Genomic DNA, 21,673 nt, shown 5'->3' on the forward strand with positions numbered 1-21,673 from the left:
GTTGATTTTTGGCACGCTGTTGAGTTCTCAAGGAACGGACGCTTCCTTTGTACTCACCCGATACTCTCGGGCTTTCCTCCGGGCGCTTCCCTTCGTTCTTGCGTTCCCGACTCTATCAGGGTTTCTCCGGCCTCCTGACCACCGCTCTGCAGACATGCAGAAGATGATCCGAAGATAGGATCTGACAAGTTGGGTGCTGCTCGATAAGCGCGCTTGATCGCGTCACTCACCCTCAAGCAGAAGTACGACTATACACGGGGCCGCAGAGTCGCTGCAAATCGACTACGCTACTGGTCTAGACCACGGATCGGGAGCTCTCGTGCGGAACCGGTACTTCATATGACATACCCTGCTGCACAGCGCGCCGACCTGAACAGGCAGTAACGGCCCATATACATCTCCACCCCCGGGAGGCTTCCCATGACCACCGTGACGTCCCCTCTAGTAGGACGCGCCATCGGACTGGCGGCCGTGCCGGACCCCGTCTTTTCCGGGGCCATGGTCGGCCCGGGCGCAGCGATCGACCCCGTGCGTGAGCCTTCCGAGGCAGTCGCACCCGTCGACGGAGTCATCGTCTCCCTCCACCCGCACGCTTTCGTCGTGGTCGACTCCGAGGGGCATGGGGTACTTACTCACCTCGGGATCGACACCGTGCAGCTCAACGGTGAGGGCTTCGAGCTCCTGGTGAACAAGGGCGACACCGTGACGCGCGGGCAGAGCATCGTGCGGTGGAACCCGGCCGCGGTCGAGGAAGCCGGCAAGTCCCCCGTGTGCCCGGTCGTCGCCCTGGAGGCCACGGCCGACTCGCTCGGCGAACTCCGTGAAGACGGCGACGTCAAGGTCGGCGACGTTCTCTTTTCCTGGCAGTAGTGCTGACGCCGTCCTGTCGACGGCACGCAGGACAACCACTGCGGCGGCGGGACCCGCCGCACTATCGGAGACGGTGAGATGGAGACAACGCTTCGAGGCGTCGGCGTGAGTCACGGTGTGGCGATCGGCGAGGTTCGGCACATGGGAACGGCGGTGCTCGAACCGCCGGCCAAGCAGATCCCGGCGGAGGAGGCGGAACGCGAACAGGGGCGCGCCCGCCAGGCCGTGGAAGCCGTGGCAGCCGACCTGATGGCGCGCGGCAATCTGGCTGGGGGCGAAGCGCAGGCAGTGCTCGAGGCGCAGGCCATGATGGCCCAGGACCCCGAGCTGATGGTCGACGTGGACCGGCGTATCGCCGTCGGCAGCACGGCCGAGCGCGCTGTGTACGACGCTTTCGCCGCCTACCGGGAGCTGCTGGCGGGAGCGGGCGAGTACCTCGCCGGTCGCGTGGCCGACCTCGATGATGTGCGGAACCGTATCGTCGCCCGTCTGCTGGGCGTCCCGATGCCCGGTGTCCCGGACAGCGACGAGCCCTACGTGCTGGTGGCCCGGGACCTGGCGCCCGCCGACACCGCACTGCTGGACCCGACGCTCGTCCTCGGTTTCGTGACCGAGGAGGGCGGGCCGACGAGTCACAGCGCCATCCTGGCGCGGGCCCTCGGCGTGCCCGCCGTCGTCGCCCTGCCGGGCGCCGGTGAGCTCGCCGAAGGAACGGTGATCGCCGTCGACGGCAGCAGCGGCGACATCTTCGTGAATCCGAGCGACGAGAAGAAGGCCCAGCTCGAGGCCGCGGCCGCCGAGCGCAGGGCGGCGCTGGCCGGCTCGACCGGGCCGGGTGCCACCGCCGACGGTCACAAGGTGCCGCTGCTGGCGAACGTCGGAGGGCCGGCCGACGTTCCGGCTGCCGTCGAGGCCGGAGCCGAGGGCGTCGGGCTGTTCCGTACCGAGTTCCTCTTCCTCGACGACAGCAAGAGCGCGCCGTCGGAGGAGAAGCAGGTCGAGGCCTACCGTCAGGTGCTCGAGGCGTTCCCCGAGGGGCGAGTCGTCGTGCGCGTGCTGGATGCGGGCGCCGACAAGCCGCTGGACTTCCTCACCCCGGCCGATGAGCCCAACCCGGCGCTCGGCGTGCGTGGGCTCCGGACCCTGCTGGACCACCCCGACGTCCTGCGGACCCAGCTGACCGCGCTGGCGAAGGCCGCCGAGGGGCTGCCCGTCCACCTCGAGGTCATGGCGCCGATGGTGGCAGACCGCGCCGACGCGAAGGCGTTCGCGGACGCGTGCCGCGAGGCGGGACTGCGGGCGAAGTTCGGCGCGATGGTGGAGATCCCGTCGGCCGCTCTGCGGGCGCGTTCCATCTTGCAGGAGGTGGAGTTCCTGTCGCTGGGTACGAACGACCTCGCTCAGTACACGTTCGCCGCCGACCGGCAGGTGGGGGCGGTGTCCCGGCTGCAGGACCCGTGGCAGCCCGCGCTGCTGGACCTCGTCGCTCTGTCCGCCGAGGCGGCCAGGGCCGAGGGCAAGAGCTGTGGTGTGTGTGGCGAGGCCGCGTCGGATCCGCTGCTCGCATGTGTCCTGACGGGTCTGGGAGTCACCTCGCTTTCCATGGGGGCGGCGTCGATCCCCTACGTGCGGACCGCGTTGGCGAAGTACACGCTGGCGCAGTGTGAGCGGGCGGCGGCTGCCGCGCGTGCGTCGGACAGCGCCGAGGAGGCGCGCAACGCGGCTCAGGCCGTGCTGTCCGGCGAGTAGTCGGTTCCGGCCGAGGATCGGCCGGTGAGCAGGGGCGCTCCGCCTTCGGGTGGAGCGCCCCTCGTGTCTGTGGACGGTCCCTCGGTCAGTGGCTGTGACCCTGCGCGGTCCCCTCATGGCCCAGGTCGGGTGGGAAGCAGTAGTCCACGTTGGACTCGGGTGAGATGAGGTCGCCGGATTCGACGTCGGTGCAATAGGCGTCGAAGACCTCGCCGGCGGTCAGGGGTTCGAAGCCGTCGCCGCGCAGCCGCCAGCCGTAGATCCGGTCGGAGGTGTCGGGGGCTGTGGTGCGCATCACCAGGCCGCCCGGGCTCTGGGTGGCCAGGCCGAGGGCGAGGACGGTGGTGAACTCGAGCGCTTCGGCCTCGTCGAGTTGGGTGGCGCCGTGGTCCTCTTCGTCCGCGTGGAGGACGGCGACCAGTGTTTCGGGGGTGCCGGTGACGCTGCATACGAGGTGCCGGTCGCCCGGTGGCGCCGTGTCGAGGATGCGGGCGACGAGGTTCGAGGCCCGGGTGAAGGCGGCGCGGCCGATGTCCTCACCGCAGGTCGCGCAGGCACCGAGGCGGGCGAGCAGGGTGGCCGCGTACTCCCAGGTCGCTTGCCGCACGGCTTCGTCGACGAGGGCGGGCAGGAGGTCGGCGAGGGGCTGACCCTCGTAGGGGATGGTAGGCCCTGTGGTCGCGACTTCGGCCGTGAAGCGTGTGCGGTGGGCGGGGATGTCGGGGTCGATTCCCCGGGCGGTGCAGTACTCGGCGTATTCCTGTGGGTCGAAGAGGGCCACGGTGGTGTGGGTGCCCTGCATGGCGCGTGTCTTCAGGAGGTCTTCGACCTGCTGGAGGTAGACGGCGTGATCGTCGAACGTGAAGGTGCGGTAGCGCCGCATGGCACGGAAGTCGTGCTCGTCGGTGAGCAGGCCGAGGGTGCCGGCGATTTCGCGGCGCAGGACGCGGCGCATGGTCTGGTGGTCGAGGTGTGCCATGTGTTTCCCCCTGTGTGCACAGTCGATCGATGCTCACCCAAAGTAACCGTCGGCACTGACAATGGGTCCTGCGTGATCAGAGGTCGCTCAGGGGGGCCATGAAACATGCAGGTCAAAGCGATGTGATGGCTAGCGTGGGAGGGTCGGGGGACTTCCGGCGATCGCCGGAAGTGACGGTGAGTGGTGCCGAGGTCGCGTCGGCCCCGGCGCCACGGCGTCGCCCTCCCGGCATGTGCTCAGGTCCGTTTGCGGGCGAGGTCCTCGTAGAAGTGCAGCAGCTCGAGGTTGTCGATGGAGCCCGGGTTGACGGCCTTTTCCAGTGGGGTGCCCTGGAGGAGGCGTTTGACCGGGACCTCGATGCGTTTTCCGGTGAGAGTGTGCGGGACCCCTGGGACCTCGATGACCTCGTCGGGGACATGGCGCGGCGAGAGCTGTTCGCGGATGGCCTGTTTGATGCGGCCGAGGAGTGCCTCGTCGAGGGCGGCCCCCGGGGCGAGGTGCACGAAGAGGGGCATCCAATAGCCGCCGTCAGGCTGCTCGACGCCGATGACCAGGGATTCCTTGATCTCGGGGAGCCGTTCTACGACTTCGTAGATGTCGGCGGAGCCCATGCGTACGCCCTGGCGGTTCAGCGTGGAGTCGGAGCGGCCGTGGATGACGACGGAGCCGTGCGAGGTGATCGTGATCCAGTCGCCGTGGCGCCACACGCCGGGGTAGGTGTCGAAGTAGCTGTCGTGATAGCGGCTGCCGTCGGGGTCGTTCCAGAAACGGATCGGCATCGACGGCATCGGGTTGGTGACGACGAGTTCACCCACCTCGTCGATCACGGGGTGACCGTCGGTGTCCCAGGACTGCAGGTCGGTGCCGAGGCCGGGTGCCTGCAGTTCACCGGTGTGGACCGGGAGCGTCGGGACGGCTCCGGCGAAGCAGGAACACACGTCCGTACCGCCGCTGACGGAGGCGATCCACAGGTCGGCCCCGCTCGCTGCGAACTCGTCGTGCAGCCAGCGGAAGCCGTCGGGTGGGAGCGGCGATCCCGTGGTGGCGACGCACTGGACCTTGGAGAGGTCGAAGTCGCGGGCCGGGTGCACCTCTGCCTTGCGGCAGGCCATGACGTAGGCGGCCGAGGTGCCGTAGAGGGTGGCGCCGGTCCGTTCCGCGATGCGCCATTGGGCGCCTGTGTCGGGATGGCCGGGGCTGCCGTCGTAGAGGACGATCGTGGTGCCGGTCAGGAGGCCGGAGACGAGGAAGTTCCACATCATCCAGCCGGTGGAGGTGTACCAGAAGAAGCGGTCCTCGGGGCCCAGGTCGCAGTGCAGGCCGAGCTGTTTGAGGTGCTCGACGAGAATGCCGCCCTGGGACTGGACGATGGCCTTGGGCAGACCTGTCGTACCCGAGGAGTAGAGCACCCAGAGAGGGTGGTCGAAGGGAACCTGTTCGAACACGGGTTCCTCGTCCGCGGCTGTCAGGGCCGACCATTGCAGGGCTCCCCGGGGCGGTTCCGTACCCAGCAGCGGGATGTGGACGACGGCGCGCAGGGTGGGCAGTTCGGCGCGGAGTTCGGCGACGACGTCACGCCGGTCGTGTTCCTTGCCGCCGTAGCGGTAGCCGTCGACTGTGAACAGGACGACGGGTTCGACCTGCTGGAAGCGGTCGAGGACGCTGCGGGCGCCGAAGTCGGGTGCACAGGAGGTCCAGACACCACCCACGGCGGCTGTCGCGAGGAGGGCTACGACGGCCTGGGGGATGTTCGGGAGGTAGCCGCTGACCCGGTCTCCGGGGCGGACGCCGAGGGCGCGCAGTTCACCGGCCAGTGAACCGACCTGGCGGCGCAGGTCGGACCAGGTGACGGGGCTGGGTTCATGGGTCTCGTCGACGTAGAGCAGGGCCGGTTCGGCCGGTCGGGTGGCAGCCGCGCGCAGGGCGTGCTCGGCGTAGTTCAGCGTCGCCCCGGGGAACCACTGGGCCCCAGGCATGGAGCGGTCGCCCAGTACGCGCGCGTAGGGCGTCGAGAACCGTACGTCGAACCACTCCGTGACGGCCTTCCAGAACGTCTCCAGCTCGTCCACGGACCAGCGGTGCAGCGCCGGATAGCCGCCTTGGGAGGGGGCTCCGTGCTGCTCGGCGGCCCAGGTATGGAACTTCGTGATCTGGGCCTGGGCGATCCGCTGCGGATCCGGCCGCCAGAGCGGCTCGTGGTTCACGGTCGTCATGGGGCGGCTCCCGGACTGTGCGCGTCGTGTGCGTCGACCGCGCACGAGCGGGGGTGGTGCGCGTGACGCGGCTGACACGGACGATGCCATGTGATCGACTTCTGCACCAGGGTGGGCTCCCCACAGTCCAGTGTCGTGAAGATGTGGGGCCACCACAGGTGAACGGCAGTTGAACGAGCCGCGCGCGGAGCACGGTCAGTGACAGGGTGAACAGCATGGACGGTCGTGACCTGGTGCGTTCGATGAAGGCGGTCGGTTCCGCGGGAACTGCCCAGGGGTTGCGGACCGTGCGGGCCGCGTGGCGCAGGAGCCGCGCCGACGCCGCCGGGCTGCCGGCGCGCGGCCCGGAGCGCGCGCGGGTGCCTGGTCCGGTGCAGGAGGTGGAGTCGGAGCCCGGCGGTGGGACGCTGCGGTTCACCCGCTCGGAGCTGAGGATCCGCGTCGCCGTGAACGGCGCGGTGTTCTGGGGATGGGACGGTGCCGAGCCCGAACCGTCGTACGCGTTGGCCGGCCGCTGTCCGGAGCCGGATACGCGAGCGGTGCTGGAGCCCGACAAGGACGGCGGGTGGCGGGTCGTCGCCGAGCGGGTGACGGTCGTGGTCTCCCGGCACGGTGCCATCGAGGTGTGCACGCCGGGGGGTGTCGTGTTGCGCCGTGATCTGCCGCCCCGGTGGTGGGAGCCGCTGGGGGGCGGGCCGGCCCGATGGATGCAGCGTTCGGAGGTGGCGGCGGACGCGCGCTTCTTCGGTCTCGGCGGGCGAGCGTCCGGGCCGCGGCTGCGCGACGGCGCGTACCGGCTGTGGAACACGGATCCCGGGCGCGCGTTCGGCCGTGGGGACGACCCGCTGTATCTCACGATGCCGGTACAGCTGGTGGTCGCCGACGCGGCCACTCACCTGGTGTTCCACGACACCTCGTGGGACGGCACTGTGACGCTGCGGGAGGGCGAGGAGGGGGCCGGCTCCGGGCACGACCGGTCCGGGGCGTGCGAGATGCGGATCGACGGAGGTCCGTTGCGCTGCTGGGTGGTGGTGGGCACTCCCGCGCGCGTGCTGCTCGCCTGGGCCTCGCTCACCGGGGCGCCCGCGCTGCCGCCCGCCTGGGCGCTCGGTCACCAGCACGCGCGCCGGGGTTTCGGCAGCGAGGCGGAGGTGCGCCGGATCGTGGCGGGCTATCACGAGCACGGCCTGCCGCTCGACGCCGTTCACCTGGACATCGACCACTACGACGAGCACCAGGTGTTCACCGTCGACCAGGAGCGCTTCCCCAAGCCGGCGGTGCTCGCCGAGGAACTGCGCCGGGACGGGATACGGCTGGTTTCGGTCGTCGAACCGGCGGTCAAGGCCATCCCGGGCAACGCCGTGTACGACGGTGGGCTCGTCGAGGACGCGTTCGTGCGGGACGCGTCGGGGCGGCTCGTCGAGGCAGTGGGGTGGCCGGGAGAGGTCGTTCTCCCGGACTTCACGCACCCGCGTGTGCGGCAGTGGTGGGGAGGTCTCCATGCCGAGCGGATCGCGCATGGTTTCGCCGGCTTCTGGCACGACATGAACGAACCGACGGTGTTCGCCGCCTTCGGGGAACCGACGTTGCCCCGGTCGGCCCGGCACGCCCTGGAGGGGCGCGGCGGTGATCACCGCGAGGCGCACAACGTGTATGGCCTGTGCATGGCCTGGGCGGCCTACGAGGGGTTGCGGGAGCTGGTTCCGGACGAGCGTCCGTTCGTCTTCTCGCGGTCCGGCTGGGCGGGCCTGCAGCGCTACGGCGGCACTTGGTCCGGCAACGTCGCCACGGGCTGGCCGGGACTGCGGGCCTCGCTGTCCCTGGTGCTGGGGCTGGGGCTGTGCGGTGTGCCGTACTCGGGTCCGGACGTGGGGGGCTCCGACGGCAGTCCTTCGCCCGAGCTGTATCTGCGCTGGTTTCAGCTGGGCGCCTACCTGCCGCTGTTCCGCACGCACGCGGGTATGCGCGCGGGGCGCCGGGAGCCGTGGGAGTTCGGTCCCGAGGTGCTCGAGCACGCGCGCGTGGCGCTCGTCGAGCGTCGGCGGCTGCTGCCGTACTTCGTGACGCTGGCGCATCTGGCCCGCCGTACCGGTGCCCCTTATGTGCGCCCGGTGTGGTGGGGAGCGCCCGGCAACCGGGCATTGCGCGACTGTGAGGACGTCTTCCTGCTGGGCGACTGCCTCCTGGTGGCGCCGGTGCTCGACCCGGGCCTGGACCGGCGGGCGGTGCAGTTGCCACGGGGGCGCTGGTACGACACGGCGACGGGGCGGGCGTACCAGGGGCCGGGACAGGTGCTCGTGGATGCCCCGTTGTCGCGCATCCCGGTGCTCGCGCGGGCGGGCGCCGTCATCCCTGTGCGGGGAGACGACGGGCGGCTGGAGCTCGAGGTGTGGGCTCCGGTTCGGGGGCGGACGGGCGGCGGCGTGGTCGTGCCGGACGCGGGCGAGGGCTGGGAGGAGCCGGAGATCGAGCGGTACGTCGCCCGTTGGGAGGGTTCGCGGCTCGTCGTCGAGCGGGAGGGGGAGGACGGCGTGCACGTGCCGTCCCACCCGGTGCGCGTACGCGGGCTCGACGAGGGGTGAGTTCAGATGTAGCGGCCCTCGAAGAACGCTCGCACGGCGTGCGTGTGCAGGGGGAAGGCGAGCTCCTCCGGGCGGTGGAGAAGATGCCAGCCCTCGGTCTCGTCCGTGGGGACGGTCGCGGGGAGGCGGTCGGCGGGTCGCTCCGGCAGGAGCCCGAACAGCAACAGGTGGCCGTCGGGGGAGCTCATGGCGTCGGCCAGCCGCACGTCGCGGGCGGCGGCGTCGATCCCGGTCTCTTCCCTGAGCTCGCGGACGACGGCCTGGCGCCAGTCCTCACGGTTGTCGATGTAGCCGCCGGGCAGTGCGATGCCCCCGCGCGCGGGGGCGATGGTTCGGGTGATGACGACCAGGGCGGTGCCCTTGGCGTCGTACACGGGCTGGAGCGCGACGGCGACCGGCAGCGGGTTGCGGTACGCCACGGTGGCGCAGGCCGGGCAGGTGCGGGGCCAGCTGGTGACGCCCTCCCCGTAGGGCGCTCCGCAACTCGAACAGTGGGAGTCGCGCGCGGAGTTCGAAGTGGAGTGCAGATTTTCGGACACGCGGCGGAGCGTATCCGATCTTGGGGAGGGCGTCGTACGGAGGCGGCTCACCACCCCTGGGCGACGGACTTGACGGAGACGGGGAAGTCGAAGTAGGTGTCGGGGTGGGGCTCCGGCTTGAAGGTGTAGTGCCACCACTCCTCTGGGAGGTTCACGAAGCCGAGGGCTTCCAGGGTGTCTTTGAGGAGCATCCGGTTGGCGTGCTGCTGCCCCTGGATGCGCGGGTCCAGGGTGTGGGCCAGGGTGTCGAAGCAGTCGAACCCGGTGCCCATGTCGACCGAGTTGTCGGGGAAGCGCTGCTGTTGAGGCGCGTAGCACGGGACGAGAGGCTCACCGGGCACATAGGGCCGGGTCGGCGTGGCCGGGAGCTTCACGATGGTGAGGTCCATGGTCGATCCGCGGCTGTGGCCGGACTTCTCGGCGATGTAACCGTCCTCGAAGAGCCGGGTCTTGTCGACGTTCGGGTAGAACTCCCCTTTCATCGACTGGTCGTTCAGGTCCTCGGCCCAGCGGACGAAGTGGTTCACGGCGCGCTGCGGGCGGTAGCAGTCGTACATCTTGAGCGTGTAGCCCTGGCTCAGCAGTTTCGTCTGGGCCCTGTGCAGGGCTTCGGCGGCCGGCCGGGTGAGGATGCAGATGGGCTGCTGGTAGCCGTCCACGCGCTCGCCGACGAAGTTGTGCTGGGTGAAGTAGCGCATCTCCTGAAGGATCGTCGGGTCCACGGTCCCCAGCGTCACGAAGTCCGTGGGGGCCCGGGGATCGGTGCGGGCGCGTGCGGCGGCGGCGGTGGCCGTCACGGTCAGCAGGGCGACCAGTAGGGCAACGACACCGCGTACCGCGCAGGAGAGTCGTGTCATGTCTCCTGCCCTGCCCAATTCGGCACGCGCGTGACACACTTCTGACGTTCCGTCAGATATCTGCCGGGAGGCACCTTGTCACGCACACGCACACCTGTGGTCACGGGATGGTTCGTCGGGGAGGGGGACGACTTCAGACTGCTCGGCACGCGCTGCTCCGCGTGCGGGTCGGTCTTCTTCCCGCGCGAGGACACGTACTGCCGCAACCCCGGCTGCCAGGGCGGCGAGCCGGCGGAGGTCCCGCTTTCGCGGCGTGGGCGCGTCTGGTCGTACACGGACAGCCGGTACCGGCCTCCGTCACCCTATGTGACTGATCCGGAACTTCCGTGGGAGCCGTACGCGTTGATCGCTGTGGAGCTGGAGTCCGAGCGGATCGTGGTGCTCGGACAGGCGGTTCCCGGGGTCACCGTCGCCGATCTGACGGTGGGCATGGAGGTGGAGGTCGTCCCGGGCGTGCTCGACGAGGACGCAGAGACGACCTGGACGGTCTGGCGATGGCGGCCCACGGGGGTGGCGGGATGACGGCAGAGGTGGCGGTGCTCGGCGCGGGGATGCATCCGTGGGGCAAGTGGGGGCGCGGCTTCGTCGAGTACGGCCTGAAGGCGGCGCGCGCGGCCCTCGCGGACGCCGGTGTGGACTGGCGGGACGTCGGTTCGATCGTGGGCGCGGACACGGTGCGAGGCGGCTATCCGGGATATGTGGCCGGGGCGACGTTCGCCAAGGCGCTGGGGTGGCAGGGCGCCCGGGTCTCGAGTGTGTACGCGGCGTGCGCGTCGGGCGCCCAGGCGGTCGCCACGGCCCGGGCCCAGATCCTCGCGGGCCTGGCGGACGTGGTGCTCGTGGTGGGGGCCGACGCCGCCCCCAAGGGCTTCTTCCGGCCCGCGGGCGGAGACCGGCCGGACGACCCGGACTGGCTGCGGTTCCGGGTGCTCGGCGCGACCAATCCGACGTACTTCGGGCTGTACGCACGCAGGCGCATGGCTGTGCACGGGGACACGCCTGAGGACTTCGCCCAGGTCAAGGTGAAGAACTCCGCCATGGGCGCGCTGAATCCGAACGCGCGCTACCGCAGGCGGGTCACGGCGGAGGAGGTAGCCGCCTCCGCGGTGGTCGCCGATCCGCTGCGACTGCTGGACATCTGCGCGACGTCGGACGGCGGCGCGGCCCTGGTGCTGTCCAGCATGGAGTTCGCCCGGCGGCACGGGGTGGCGCAGCCGGTACGGATCAGGGCCGTGTCCACCGTGACGCCCCGCTACCCCAACACGGTGCTGGATCTGCCGGACATCGCGACCGATTCCGCGGTGGCGGGGGAGCCGGCCGGTGAGCCCTTCAGGGCTTCGATCGCGCGCGCCGCCTACGAGGAGGCGGGCATCGGGCCCGACGACCTGTCCCTCGCCGAGGTCTACGACCTGTCCACCGCCCTGGAGCTGCAATGGTACGAGGATCTGGGGCTGTGCGGCGAAGGTGAGGCCGCCAAGTTGCTGCGGGAGGGCGCCACGGCACCGGGCGGCCGTATACCGGTGAACACGAGCGGTGGCCTGGCCTCCTTCGGAGAGGCGGTGCCCGCGCAGGCGATCGCCCAGGTCTGTGAGGTCACCTGGCAGTTGCGGGGACAGGCGGGCGATCGCCAGATCGCGGACGCGCGCGTGGCCGTCACGGCCAACCAGGGGCTGTTCGGGCATGGTTCGGCGGTGGTCGCGGTGCGGTGAGGGGCCCCGGACGGCTCCCTGCCACGCGCCCCGACCGAGCGATCTCACCCTCTGTGATCACCACGGAATCCTGTGTGAACGTCTCGTGAACTGCGCCTGGGCGCAGGCCGGCAGCGCAATCATGCTCCCGTGCACTCCTGGACGGACACTCTCCGCTTTGCCTTCCAGCCGGTGGTCAACCTGACCACGGGAGGGGTCGCGGGACTGGAGATACTCGCCCGCCCGGAGGCCGGCGACATCTTGGCGCAGGCCCGACGGGATCCCGGACTCGACGGCCGCCTGGCCGTGCAGGCGGTTCGCGCGGCGGCCCGCAGGGAGACACTGCTGCCCCTTCACGTGAACGTGTTCGCAGGCACTCTGGCCGACCTCGGTGGGCTCACCCCGCTGCACGACGCCGTGCGCGAGGCGGGGCGGTTGCCGTGGGAGGTGACGCTCGACGTCGTACCGCCCTACACGCACGTTCCGCAGCCCGCGCTGCTCGAGGCGCTGGCCGCACTGCGGGGCCAGGGCTTCCGGATCAGCGCGGACGGGGTCGGGGACGGGGACGCACCCCTGCGGCTGCTCGTCGACATGGCGCCGGACCTGGTCAAGCTGGACGCCTCGCTCCTGGCACGGCCCGCGGCGGTACGGGCGATGCGGACCCTGTGCGACGAGTTGGGGGCGCTTCTGGTCGTCGAGGGCGTGGAGACCGAACTCCAGTGTGCGGCCGCGCTGTCGGCCGGGGCGCAGCTGGCACAGGGCATGCTCTTCGCGCCGCCGAGCCGATTGCCCGCCGCAGACGTGTACGTGCCGCCCCTCGGGTCCGGCGTCGGGTCGGCGCCCCGGTCGGGGCCGTCGGTAAGGGAGTTCGTCCGGCCGGCCGCGCTGCTGCCCGCCACTGCCTCCGCCGGTCAGGTGCGGGCACTGCTGACCGGCTCCCCGGACGTGTCCGGGGTGCTGCTAGTGGACCGTGCGGGGGTCCCGGTGCGATCGGTGCACCGTTCGCGATTCCTGCTGTCGCTGTCGGGGCGCTACGGCCATGCCCTGTACGCGGACCGTCCGGCGGCCAAGCTCGGTGACCCGCCGCGGACGGTGGGCGTCGACGCGACGGCGTGGGAGGTGCTCGACGTGGTCGCGGTCGGCGACCGGGACCGCACCTCGGACGATGTCGCGGTCGTCGACCACAACGGGCGCTGCGTGGGCGTGGTCCGGCTGGCGGACCTCGTACGGGCGCTGGCGGAGAGCCGGGTCGAGGAGGCGGCCGGTCTGAATCCGCTGACGCGGCTGCCCGGTTCGGACGCGATCACCGCGGAGGTGGACCGGCGGATCGCGGAGGGACGCATGTTCGCGCTGAGTTGGCTGGACATCGACCACTTCAAACAGGTCAACGACGGGGCCGGGTTCGCGGCGGGTGACGAGCTGATCCGCTCGGTGGGACGGGCACTGCAGATGACGGCGTCGGGGAACACGCGCGTGGGGCACATCGGCGGAGACGACTTCCTGGTGCTGGCCGATCCTGAGGCCCTGGAGCCGCTGGCCGTCTCCGTACTGGACACGCCTTGGTCGGCGGGCGGGTACCCGGTGACACTGTCGCTGGCCACGGTCCTGAGCCGACCGGGCAGCGTGACCGATCACCGTCAGGCGGCGTCGTGTCTGGCGCCTCTCAAGAAGGTCGCGAAGTCACTGCGAGGGGCGAGCTGGGTGGTCGGACACGCGGGACTGACCGGATACGAGATCCGGCGGGGGTCCCCGCCCATGGCCCCCGCGGGAACGGGGGCGGTAGGAGCGGTGGGGGCTGAGCCGGGGGTGGGCTGACCTGCCGTCGGCGGGTGGGCGGGTGGCTGAACGGCTCGGCCGCAGCGAAACGGGATGGGGCAGCCGTTCAGGACGACCGTCCGGCGGCTGCGCCCACCCGTCGGCGGGCCGGGTGCGCGGGCTGCTGGAACCGCTGACGGGCGCTCCGGGCCGCCTGGGGGTCTCCCCGGACTTGACGGGCGCTCCGGGCCGCCTGGGAGGTCCCCCGGGGGCCCTGGGGAGCCGGCAGTGCGCGAGAGCGGCCACTGAGCGGCTCCAGGGCGGCAAGGACGCGGGGACCGACGGGCGGGACCCGAGGTGTACGTCCCGGAAGCCTGAGCGCGCGAGCCGCTGCCCGCGCTCCCAACCGTTGCCGTCGGCCTCCTTGACGCTCCCTTGGTGCCGGTGAACACTTCCCGGTGTCGGCCGACATCGCCGTACATTCTCGGCGTGTCCAGGCATGCGCCGTACGGGCTCCCGACGGAAGGCCCGCTCCCCCACGGGCGGTTCGGCCACGACGGCACGCTCGTCACGGAGGCCGGGGTGGGGCGCGGATCTCCCTGCCATCGCCGGAACGGCCATGGGAACCACGTCCTTGCACGGCGCACCGGGGTCGGTCCGCCCCGCACCGGGCCCAGGAGCCGCCATGAGCAACGGCTACATGTTCGTCGGCGAGGTCGTCGGGACCGCGATCCTCATCCTGTGCGGCGCGGGCGCCCGCGCCACCGTCTCCCTCACCGCCGCAGTCATCAGCGCAGTCTTCTGACCAGCCCAAGGGGTAGCCATGACGGACAACGCCGAGAAGTACGTCGCCGCGATCGACCAGGGCACCACCTCCAGCCGCTGCATCATCTTCGACCGGAACGGCGCGATCGTCGCCGTCGATCAGCGTGAGCACCGCCAGATCTTCCCCAAGCCGGGCTGGGTGGAACACGACGCCACCGAGATCTGGTCCAAGGTGCAGGCCGTGGTCGCCGGGGCGATCGCGAAGGCCGGACTGCGCGCCGACCGGATCAGCGCCCTCGGGATCACCAACCAGCGCGAGACGACCGTGCTGTGGGACCGCGCCACCGGCAAGCCTGTGCACAACGCGATCGTGTGGCAGGACACCCGCACCGCGGCACTCTGCGGTCGGCTGGGGGGCTCCGACGGACCGGACCGCTTCCGGGAGCAGACCGGGCTGCCGTTGGCGAGCTACTTCTCCGGGCCCAAGGCGGCCTGGCTGCTCGACAACGTGCCGGGGCTCCGGGTGCGCGCCGAGCGCGGCGAGATCGCCTTCGGCACCATCGACTCCTGGCTCATCTGGAATCTCACCGGTGGCACCGACGGCGGCCGGCACGTCACCGACGTCACCAATGCCGGACGCACCATGCTGATGAACCTGGAGACCCTCCAGTGGGACGCCTCCATCCTGTCCGCCATGGGCCTGCCGGAGGCGGTGCTGCCGGAGATCAGGTCCTCCGCCGAGGTGTACGGCACGGCCGTGGGCCAACTCGCCGGCGTGCCGGTCGCTTCGGCGCTGGGCGACCAGCAGGCGGCGGTGTTCGGCCAGGCCTGCTACGAGGTGGGCACGGCGAAGAACACGTACGGGACGGGCAGTTTCCTCCTGCTGAACACCGGCAACCGGCCGGTGCCGTCGAAGAACGGGCTGCTGACGACGGTGGGCTACAAGATCGGCAGTGACGCGCCCGTGTACTGCCTGGAGGGGTCGATCGCCGTCACCGGTGCGCTCGTGCAGTGGTTCCGGGATCAGCTCGGCATCATCCGTACGGCTGACGAGATCGAGAGCCTTGCGGCGAGCGTCGACGACAACGGCGGCGCTTACATCGTCCCCGCTTTCTCGGGGCTGTTCGCGCCCTACTGGCGCTCCGACGCGCGTGGTGTCGTCACCGGCCTCACCCGCTACGTGACCAAGGGGCATCTCGCGCGGGCGGTGCTCGAGGCGACGAGCTGGCAGACGCGCGAGGTCGTGGACGCGATGTTCCAGGACTCCGGGGTGCAGATCACGACCCTGAAGGTGGACGGGGGCATGACGAAGAACAACCTGCTGATGCAGCATCAGGCGGATGTGCTCGGCGTGCCCGTGATCCGGCCGCGGGTCTCGGAGACGACCTGCCTGGGCGCGGCCTATGCCGCAGGGCTCGCGGTCGGCGTGTGGAACGACCTCGACGAGCTCACGTCGCACTGGCAGAAGGACGTCGAGTGGACTCCGGCGATGGACGCGTCGGTGCGTGACCGGGAGTACCGCAACTGGCGCAAGGCCGTGGAGAAGAGCTTCGGTTGGCTGGAGGACGGCGAAGGCTAGTACGCGCGCGCTGCTGAACCGCGGCACGCGCGCGTGGCCGGCCTCTCCTCGTGGCCTCGTCTCCTCGTCTCCTCGTGCCCCACGCGTGTGCCTCCCATTGCGCCACGGCTCGTACCCCGGTCGGCGGGGGTACGGGCCGTGCCCGTCCGGACGGCTCAGGTGGTGACCGTCTGGCGACGCTCGGCCCCGAAGTCCATCGCGTGCTGGACCACGCCGACCAGAACGTCCCTGACCGATCTCCGGTCGCGGGCGTCGCACAGCACCACCGGAATGCCGTCATCGAGGTCGAGGGCACCGCGCACGTCCTCCTCCGGGTAACGGGCTGAACCTTCGAAGCAGTTCACGGCGATGAGGAAGGGTATGGAGCGCCGTTCGAAGTAGTCGACTGCGGCGAAGCAGTCCTCCAGCCGTCGGGTGTCTGCCAGCACGACGGCGCCGAGCGCGCCCTCGGAGAGCTCGTCCCACATGAACCAGAACCGCTCCTGGCCGGGCGTCCCGAACAGGTAGAGGACCAGGTCCTCGCGCAGTGTGATGCGCCCGAAGTCCATGGCGACGGTGGTGGTGTGCTTGCCTTCGACGCCGGTCGTGTCGTCGACCGGGCGACCGGCTTCGGTGAGGTACTCCTCGGTACGCAGCGGCCTGATCTCGCTGACGGCTCCGACGAGGGTGGTCTTGCCCACGCCGAAACCGCCGGCCACCAGGATCTTGAGCGTGACGGGCTCGACCGGGGGCTTGCCGCGCTCAGAACGCCCGAAGATCATTGATCTCTTCTCCTGCTTGACGACTTGACTGGGGAGTGCGGGGCGAGCGGAGTGCGCTCCCCCTCGCGGGCAAGAAGGCGGTGGTCGCGACCGTCGTGCCGGTGCGGACCGTGTCGACGGGGGGCCGCGCGTCCTCGACGGGTGCGCGGACGACGGCGACCGCCGGGTCGGCGTACCGCGCCGGGTTCTCCGTCGGCGATCCGCGCGTCACCGGTCGGCCGCCCGGGCGGCGCGCGACGATGTCGGCCGGGGCGCCGCCCCAATCCACCCCGAACTGCCGGCCGGTCACGTCATCACCTCGCTTCCGCACTGCTCACAGCGCTCGGAGGCCGCTGATCACATCGCGCAGAATGCCTTCGTCCGGCAGCTCGGCAGGAGGCACCGGCCGGTTCACATGAACGAACTCGGTGTCCACGAGGTCGCCGACGAGGACCCGTACCACTCCGATGGGCAGATTGAGTTCAGCGGCGAGTTCGGCGACCGACTGCGGTGCTTGCCGGCACAGACCGACGATGTCCAGGTGTTCCGGGGACAGCGAGGGGTCCGTCTCCGCGTCCTCGGCGTGGGGCTCGGCGACGACCAGCGCGATCAGATCGAGGCGGTGCTGGACCGCACTGGTGGTGCGGCCGCGCGTCATGGCGTACGGACGGACGACCGGTCCGGCCTCGTCGTCGAACCAGTGACTTCTTCCCTGACCGTCTGTGCTCATGCCATCCCACTACCCGCCCGAGGGCAGATCGGTGCGCGGGGTGGAGCCCAGGTGTACGCCGACCCGCTTGACGAGGAGCGTCATCTCGTACGCCACGAGCCCCACGTCCGAGTCGGCGTCCGACAGGACGGCGAGGCAGCTGCCGTCACCGGCGGCCGTGACGAACAGGAAGGCGTCGTCGAGCTCGACGACGGTCTGGCGGACGCTGCCTGCCTCGAAGTGGCGGCCGACGCCCTTGGCGAGGCTGTGGAAGCCGGAGGCGACGGCGGCCAGATGCTCGCCGTCCTCCCGGGTCAGGTCCCTGGACACGCCCGTCGCCAGGCCGTCGCCGGAGAGGACGACGGCCTTGCGGATGCTGGCGACACGGTCGACGAGTTCGTCGAGGAGCCAGTTCAGCTCGCCGTTGTTGGTGGTGCTGTGGCCGGTCGCCTTCGGTGCGGTCATCGACCGTCCCCCTTTGTCGTTCCCTGTGGTGCTGCGCCGCTGTGGGCGTCGTCGCCCGCGGCGTTCTCTACGCGGCCGCGCTGCCAGCCGCGCTGGAGCGAGGCCATACGGCTGCGTACCTCGTCGGCGTCCCGGTCCGCCGGGTCCGCCCGGTCCTCGGTACGCGGGGCCGGGCCCTGTCTCAGTTGCGGGGCCAGGTTGGCCTGGCGTACCCGCCGCGGCAGCGCACCTGTGCCTGAGCCGGTGTCATGAGGCGCGATTCCCCGGGTGCGGGCGCTACTCCCCGGGTCGGCGCCCCGCGCGGAGCCGCCGATCCGGTCGGACGCGCTGCCGCCTGTCGCGCCGAACGGGGTGTCATCGGTCGTGGCGGCCGGGGTGCCGACGCGCTCGGGCGAGCCGTCGGGACCACCGGGCCGGGCCGTGGCCTGTCGGGTGCGCTGGGGAAGCGTGGGGGGCCGGGACGGCTCTTCCGTGCCGCTGCCCGGGCGCTCCGGCAGCACGGGGCGCTCGGTGGTGCCTCCGCTGCGGGGGATCTGTGCCGTCGTGCCGCGGCGGCGCGACGGCAGAGGCGCCGGGCCTTCGCTCTCCACCCGGCGGGGGCCGGGCCTGGCCGGGGGCTCCGGGTCCGTCCCGGTGCGCCGGGGACGCTGTTCCGGGACCGGGCGGCCGTGCGAGCTGACCAGCTTGGGCATGTGACGACCGGGCGGCAGCGGTACGGAGCCGGCCGGGTCGTCGGCGAGGGACCCCTGGGGTTCGCCGGGGTTGTCGGGGAGTCTGTGGTGCTGGTCGGCGGCGCTCGGGGCCGGCTCGTCCTCGGCGCGGACGAGGGAGTGCCGCGGGAGGAACAGGCCACCGCGCTCGTCGTCCTCGTCCAGGACGGCCGGGAAGTCGCTGAGGACGTCCAGGTCGACGGGGGCCTCCAGCTCGACCGGACCGTCGAGCAGCGACGCGGGCACGCCGGGAAGCTGCGCCGAGGCCGGCGAGAGGGCGGTCCTGCGGGTCTGCGCGGACTCGGCCTCCTTCGGGGGCCGGGGGCGGTCGAGCCGGAAGCCGATGCCGTTGGTGTCGGGGACGTCGTCGGTCAGCAGGGCGTCGGGGATGAGGACGATGGCCGTCGTCCCCCCGTACGGCGAGGGCTGCAGGGAGACGCGGACGTTCTGCCGCTGGGCGAGCCGGCTGACCACGAACAGGCCGAGGCGATCGGTGTCGGAGAGCTCGAACTCCGGCGTCTCGGCCAGCCGGAGGTTGGCTTCCAGGAGAGCTTCGGGCGCCATGCCGAGGCCCCGGTCGTGGATCTCGAGGGTGAAACCGTTGGCGACCCGGTCGCCGAACACCTGGACCGCGGTGTGCGGCGGGGAGAACACCGTGGCGTTCTCCAGGAGTTCGGCCACCAGGTGGGTGAGGTCGGCGACGGCCGGGCCGGTGGCGGCGAGGCGCGGCAGCCGGCGGACCTCGATGCGTTCGTAGTCCTCCACCTCGGCGACCGCGGCGCGCACGATGTCCATGAGCTGCACGGGCCTGCGCCACTGCCGGGAAGGGGCCGCGCCCGAGAGGATCACCAGACCCTCGGCGTGCCGGCGCATCCGGGTGGTGAGGTGGTCGAGGCGGAAGAGGTCGGCGAGTTCCTCGGTGTCCTCGGTGCGGCGCTCCATCGTGTCGAGGAGGGTCAACTGCTTGTGCAGCAGGACCTGGCTGCGGCGGGCGAGGTTGACGAAGACCTCGGAGACCCCGGAGCGCAGTTCGGCCTGTTTCACGGCGGCCTCGACCGCGGCACGCTGAAGGGTGTTGAGGGCCTGGCCGACCTCGCCCATCTCGTTCTTGTCGTACTCCAGCCGCGGTACCTCGGTCTCCACGTCGACCTGTTCGCCCGCGGACAGCCGGCGCATCACACTGGGCAGCCGCACACCGGACGCCTCGTAGGCCTCCAGCCGGAGCTGGCGCAGGTCGCGGATCAGGCCTCGGCCGATCCGCACGGACAGGACGAGGGAGAGCAGCAGGGCGACCAGTCCGAAGACTCCGGCGACGACCGCCTTGACGATGACCGCGATCGCCACCGGGCGGACGCGGTCCTGGTAGCGGTCGTTGGCCTGCTCGTCCAGGGTGCCGAGCTCCTGGAGGACGTTACCGGCCGCGGTGTCCCAGTTTTTGGCGGTGACGCCCCGCGGCATGCCGCCGGGTGTGGTGGCGACGACGGCCTGTTCGACGGTCCGCAGCGGGGCGGTGGTGGCGTTCTTCCAGAAGCTCTCGTAGCGTTCGCGCTCCGCGGTGGGCAGCTGGGCGAGGCTGACGTCGTAGACCACCTCCCGCTGGGCCTCGAGGTCGGAGACGTCGCGGATCTCCTCGCGGCTGAGCCGGCCGACGACCAGGGCGGAGCCGAGCAACGCGTCCTCCTGGGAGAACAGTTCACGCGCGCGGGCGACGCTGACGAGTGCTCGGTACTGCTTGTCCATCTCCACGCTGTCGACGACGTCCATCTTGACCAGCAGGCGGTAACAGGGGTCGATCAGCTGGGTGTAGAGGTCGAGGGCCTGCGCGCGGGTGACGGTGCCCTCCTCGACGCCACGGCGCAGGGAGTCGACGCCGTCGAAGGCGTCGAGCACCGCGGTCAGGCCCTCCCCGTCGTCCTGGTCCAGGACGTCACGCACGTCGGGGTCCTGGGCGTTTCTGCGGATCTCGGCGAGTGCTTCGTCGGTGGCGGTCCGGGTGCGGCGCAGCGCGGACAGCGCGTCGGCGGCACGGGGGTCGGCGAGGTAGACGAGGGTCTGGCGGCGTTCCTGCTGGACGACCCTGACGGTGTCCTCGATCGGATAGCCGACTTTCTCGACGAGGGACGACACGGTGAACAGGCGGCTCGCCTCGCGTCCCGTGAGTACCGTGGCGAAGCCCCAGACGGCGGTCAGGGACACCAGCGGCACGAGAAGCAGTGCCACGATCTTCCGGCGGATCGACTTCCCGCGAAAGCGCATGGCCTCCCCCAGCTCGAACCCCCACCGGCAGGGGGTACGCATGTGCGTCAACAAACGGCGCGAGCCTACTACCGACACGCGGTGAACTCGAAGAGCTGTCCGGAACCTGAACTTCCGCCCTGAGGGCGGGAGATGGTGTGTTGTCCGGGTATTGCGGGAGATTCTCGCCCCGGATCCGATCCTCGGGACCCGGCCGGATCCGGTCGGCCACGCACACGAGTTGGCCAGAATTTTTCGCAACTCGGGAATCTTCGGGGCACGTCGTCCGTCCTACTCATTGGGAATTGGGGGCGGAATCGGCCACACGAGCCGTATGCCGCACCTGGGCGGCGTAAAACAGCGCAAGCCGGGCAGCCACTGGGGAGCCGGGTCTTCGACCCGGAGGCGAGCGGTCTGCTGGCGGTGGGGAGTGACACAGTGATGGGCACGGCGGAGCGGCGTGAGGCGCCCGAGGAGGGCGCGGCGACGCGCGGTACGGCACTGCGGGATCCCGAGGCACCGGATCGCGACATTCCGGTGAAGGGGCACATGACAGCGGAGCAGCGCGACAGTGCGGTGGACAGGCGCGGACCGACCGTCCGTGGCGTCCCGACGGTTTCGGGGGCCGTCGACGCGGCACCTGAGGGCATCCGGCGGTCCGCCGGTGCCGGCCCCGGCGGTACGTCCGCCAGGGAACGGGAGCGGGCGGCACAGCGCCCGTTGTGGGTGGAGGAGCCCGCGCGCCGGCGCCGGATGCCCGACCCGGTGCGCACGGCGGCCGTACGCGCGGTGCTGGTCATCGCCGTGACGTTGATCCAGGCGATGGTCGCCTTCCTGTGCACCCTGGCCGGGTCCTGGCTGGCGTTCCCCATGGTGATCAGCAGTGTGGTCAGTACGGTGCTGGCCACGTGGGGCGCGCTGGACGTCTGGGTGACCCGTCAGGTGTGGAACCAGCGCAACGGCGTGGTGTCGACGCCGAGCAGCACCGCGCGTTCGCTGCGACGCGAGCGCCGCCGGGCCCGACGTCAGATCCGGGTCACCGAGCGCGCGCAGCAACGGATACGCAGGCAGGGCGGCACCGGGCAGCTGTCCCACCTCTGAGGCGGTCGGGGCGGCGCTGTTGAAGGGAACGGCCGACGCGGAGACGACGGTCCCTCGGCCCTCTCGGCACGCGGCTGCGGGTCGAGAGGGCCGAGGGATCTCGGGTCGAGGTACTGCGGTTCGAGGGACTGGGTCGC

The 21,673-nt window shown here is 71.0% G+C and carries 17 protein-coding genes and 1 pseudogene; 9 read left to right on the top strand and 9 right to left on the bottom strand.

The annotated features are described in order from the left end of the window. The first annotated feature begins 420 nt into the window (after positions 1-420). Positions 421-870: a PTS glucose transporter subunit IIA gene (locus ACFWBB_RS33035; protein ID WP_385279825.1), complete on the top strand. Its 450-nt coding sequence runs from the start codon at positions 421-423 to the stop codon at positions 868-870. A 78-nt stretch (positions 871-948) separates the two neighbouring features. Next, positions 949-2,619 (top strand): phosphoenolpyruvate--protein phosphotransferase, encoded by a 1,671-nt coding sequence (gene ptsP, locus ACFWBB_RS33040; RefSeq protein ID WP_385279828.1) that lies wholly within the window; start codon positions 949-951, stop codon positions 2,617-2,619. 85 nt (positions 2,620-2,704) lie between these two features. Here ptsP and ACFWBB_RS33045 read toward each other — a convergent pair whose 3' ends face one another. Both ACFWBB_RS33045 and ACFWBB_RS33050 read right to left on the bottom strand, forming a co-directional pair. Further along, positions 2,705-3,598: a hypothetical protein gene (locus ACFWBB_RS33045; RefSeq protein WP_385279831.1), complete on the bottom strand. Its 894-nt coding sequence runs from the start codon at positions 3,596-3,598 to the stop codon at positions 2,705-2,707. A gap of 236 nt (positions 3,599-3,834) precedes the next feature. Continuing rightward, the gene (locus tag ACFWBB_RS33050; protein WP_385279834.1) at positions 3,835-5,811 is read right to left on the bottom strand and encodes an acetoacetate--CoA ligase; all 1,977 of its coding nucleotides are present in this window, start codon (positions 5,809-5,811) and stop codon (positions 3,835-3,837) included. A 215-nt stretch (positions 5,812-6,026) separates the two neighbouring features. Here ACFWBB_RS33050 and ACFWBB_RS33055 point away from each other — a divergent pair, with 215 nt between their 5' ends. Beyond that, positions 6,027-8,393: a TIM-barrel domain-containing protein gene (locus tag ACFWBB_RS33055; protein ID WP_385279837.1), complete on the top strand. Its 2,367-nt coding sequence runs from the start codon at positions 6,027-6,029 to the stop codon at positions 8,391-8,393. Positions 8,394-8,395: 2 nt separating this feature from the next. On the opposite strand, the gene ACFWBB_RS33060 is transcribed toward ACFWBB_RS33055, so the two are convergent. Both ACFWBB_RS33060 and ACFWBB_RS33065 read right to left on the bottom strand, forming a co-directional pair. Further along, a complete protein-coding gene (locus ACFWBB_RS33060) occupies positions 8,396-8,932 on the bottom strand; it encodes an NUDIX domain-containing protein (protein ID WP_385279840.1) in 537 nt (178 codons plus the stop codon). A gap of 47 nt (positions 8,933-8,979) precedes the next feature. Further along, the gene (locus tag ACFWBB_RS33065) at positions 8,980-9,789 is read right to left on the bottom strand and encodes a M15 family metallopeptidase (protein ID WP_385279843.1); all 810 of its coding nucleotides are present in this window, start codon (positions 9,787-9,789) and stop codon (positions 8,980-8,982) included. A 96-nt stretch (positions 9,790-9,885) separates the two neighbouring features. Here ACFWBB_RS33065 and ACFWBB_RS33070 point away from each other — a divergent pair, with 96 nt between their 5' ends. The 5 genes and pseudogenes from ACFWBB_RS33070 (at position 9,886) to glpK (ending at position 15,576) form a co-directional block, all read left to right on the top strand. Continuing rightward, positions 9,886-10,311 (top strand): Zn-ribbon domain-containing OB-fold protein, encoded by a 426-nt coding sequence (locus ACFWBB_RS33070; RefSeq protein WP_385279927.1) that lies wholly within the window; start codon positions 9,886-9,888, stop codon positions 10,309-10,311. Next, on the top strand, positions 10,308-11,498 hold the full coding sequence (locus tag ACFWBB_RS33075) for a lipid-transfer protein (RefSeq protein ID WP_385279846.1): 1,191 nt from the start codon (positions 10,308-10,310) through the stop codon (positions 11,496-11,498). The genes ACFWBB_RS33070 and ACFWBB_RS33075 overlap by 4 nt, the downstream gene beginning before the upstream one ends. 129 nt (positions 11,499-11,627) lie before the next feature. Then, complete coding sequence (locus tag ACFWBB_RS33080; RefSeq protein WP_385279849.1) at positions 11,628-13,292, top strand: EAL domain-containing protein; 1,665 nt, start codon at positions 11,628-11,630, stop codon at positions 13,290-13,292. A 625-nt stretch (positions 13,293-13,917) separates the two neighbouring features. After that, a pseudogene (locus tag ACFWBB_RS33085) lies at positions 13,918-14,007 on the top strand (aquaporin family protein); the annotation flags it as partial. A 48-nt stretch (positions 14,008-14,055) separates the two neighbouring features. Then, the gene (glpK, locus tag ACFWBB_RS33090) at positions 14,056-15,576 is read left to right on the top strand and encodes a glycerol kinase GlpK (protein ID WP_385279853.1); all 1,521 of its coding nucleotides are present in this window, start codon (positions 14,056-14,058) and stop codon (positions 15,574-15,576) included. A 155-nt stretch (positions 15,577-15,731) separates the two neighbouring features. Here glpK and ACFWBB_RS33095 read toward each other — a convergent pair whose 3' ends face one another. From ACFWBB_RS33095 to ACFWBB_RS33115, 5 genes are read right to left on the bottom strand one after another with little or no spacing between them, the layout of a single operon-like run. Next, the gene (locus ACFWBB_RS33095; RefSeq protein ID WP_385279857.1) at positions 15,732-16,337 is read right to left on the bottom strand and encodes an ATP/GTP-binding protein; all 606 of its coding nucleotides are present in this window, start codon (positions 16,335-16,337) and stop codon (positions 15,732-15,734) included. After that, the gene (locus ACFWBB_RS33100) at positions 16,318-16,626 is read right to left on the bottom strand and encodes a hydantoinase/oxoprolinase N-terminal domain-containing protein (RefSeq protein WP_385279860.1); all 309 of its coding nucleotides are present in this window, start codon (positions 16,624-16,626) and stop codon (positions 16,318-16,320) included. Before ACFWBB_RS33100 ends, ACFWBB_RS33095 begins: the two co-directional genes overlap by 20 nt. A gap of 24 nt (positions 16,627-16,650) precedes the next feature. Continuing rightward, positions 16,651-17,046 carry a DUF742 domain-containing protein gene (locus ACFWBB_RS33105; RefSeq protein WP_385279863.1) on the bottom strand — a complete coding sequence of 132 codons (396 nt, stop codon included), beginning with the start codon at positions 17,044-17,046 and terminating at the stop codon, positions 16,651-16,653. A 9-nt stretch (positions 17,047-17,055) separates the two neighbouring features. Beyond that, on the bottom strand, positions 17,056-17,490 hold the full coding sequence (locus tag ACFWBB_RS33110; protein WP_385279866.1) for a roadblock/LC7 domain-containing protein: 435 nt from the start codon (positions 17,488-17,490) through the stop codon (positions 17,056-17,058). After that, complete coding sequence (locus ACFWBB_RS33115) at positions 17,487-20,456, bottom strand: nitrate- and nitrite sensing domain-containing protein (protein ID WP_385279868.1); 2,970 nt, start codon at positions 20,454-20,456, stop codon at positions 17,487-17,489. Before ACFWBB_RS33115 ends, ACFWBB_RS33110 begins: the two co-directional genes overlap by 4 nt. Positions 20,457-20,876: 420 nt before the next feature. Here ACFWBB_RS33115 and ACFWBB_RS33120 point away from each other — a divergent pair, with 420 nt between their 5' ends. After that, on the top strand, positions 20,877-21,536 hold the full coding sequence (locus ACFWBB_RS33120) for a hypothetical protein (RefSeq protein ID WP_385279871.1): 660 nt from the start codon (positions 20,877-20,879) through the stop codon (positions 21,534-21,536). Positions 21,537-21,673: the final 137 nt, after the last annotated feature.

It is taken from the genome of Streptomyces sp. NPDC060000 (assembly GCF_042737375.1).
In the GTDB taxonomy this organism is placed as follows: domain Bacteria; phylum Actinomycetota; class Actinomycetes; order Streptomycetales; family Streptomycetaceae; genus Streptomyces.

Excerpts from the sequence above, each read along its gene's own strand:
- ACFWBB_RS33075 (WP_385279846.1), top strand. The coding sequence starts at position 10,308 with ATGACGGCAGAGGTGGCGGTGCTCGGCGCGGGGATGCATCCGTGGGGC.
- ACFWBB_RS33115 (WP_385279868.1), bottom strand. The coding sequence starts at position 20,456 with ATGCGCTTTCGCGGGAAGTCGATCCGCCGGAAGATCGTGGCACTGCTT.
- ACFWBB_RS33105 (WP_385279863.1), bottom strand. The coding sequence starts at position 17,046 with ATGAGCACAGACGGTCAGGGAAGAAGTCACTGGTTCGACGACGAGGCC.
- ACFWBB_RS33095 (WP_385279857.1), bottom strand. The coding sequence starts at position 16,337 with ATGATCTTCGGGCGTTCTGAGCGCGGCAAGCCCCCGGTCGAGCCCGTC.
- ACFWBB_RS33045 (WP_385279831.1), bottom strand. The coding sequence starts at position 3,598 with ATGGCACACCTCGACCACCAGACCATGCGCCGCGTCCTGCGCCGCGAA.
- ACFWBB_RS33050 (WP_385279834.1), bottom strand. The coding sequence starts at position 5,811 with ATGACGACCGTGAACCACGAGCCGCTCTGGCGGCCGGATCCGCAGCGG.
- ptsP (WP_385279828.1), top strand. The coding sequence starts at position 949 with ATGGAGACAACGCTTCGAGGCGTCGGCGTGAGTCACGGTGTGGCGATC.
- ACFWBB_RS33110 (WP_385279866.1), bottom strand. The coding sequence starts at position 17,490 with ATGACCGCACCGAAGGCGACCGGCCACAGCACCACCAACAACGGCGAG.
- ACFWBB_RS33035 (WP_385279825.1), top strand. The coding sequence starts at position 421 with ATGACCACCGTGACGTCCCCTCTAGTAGGACGCGCCATCGGACTGGCG.
- glpK (WP_385279853.1), top strand. The coding sequence starts at position 14,056 with ATGACGGACAACGCCGAGAAGTACGTCGCCGCGATCGACCAGGGCACC.
- ACFWBB_RS33055 (WP_385279837.1), top strand. The coding sequence starts at position 6,027 with ATGGACGGTCGTGACCTGGTGCGTTCGATGAAGGCGGTCGGTTCCGCG.
- ACFWBB_RS33065 (WP_385279843.1), bottom strand. The coding sequence starts at position 9,789 with ATGACACGACTCTCCTGCGCGGTACGCGGTGTCGTTGCCCTACTGGTC.
- ACFWBB_RS33120 (WP_385279871.1), top strand. The coding sequence starts at position 20,877 with ATGGGCACGGCGGAGCGGCGTGAGGCGCCCGAGGAGGGCGCGGCGACG.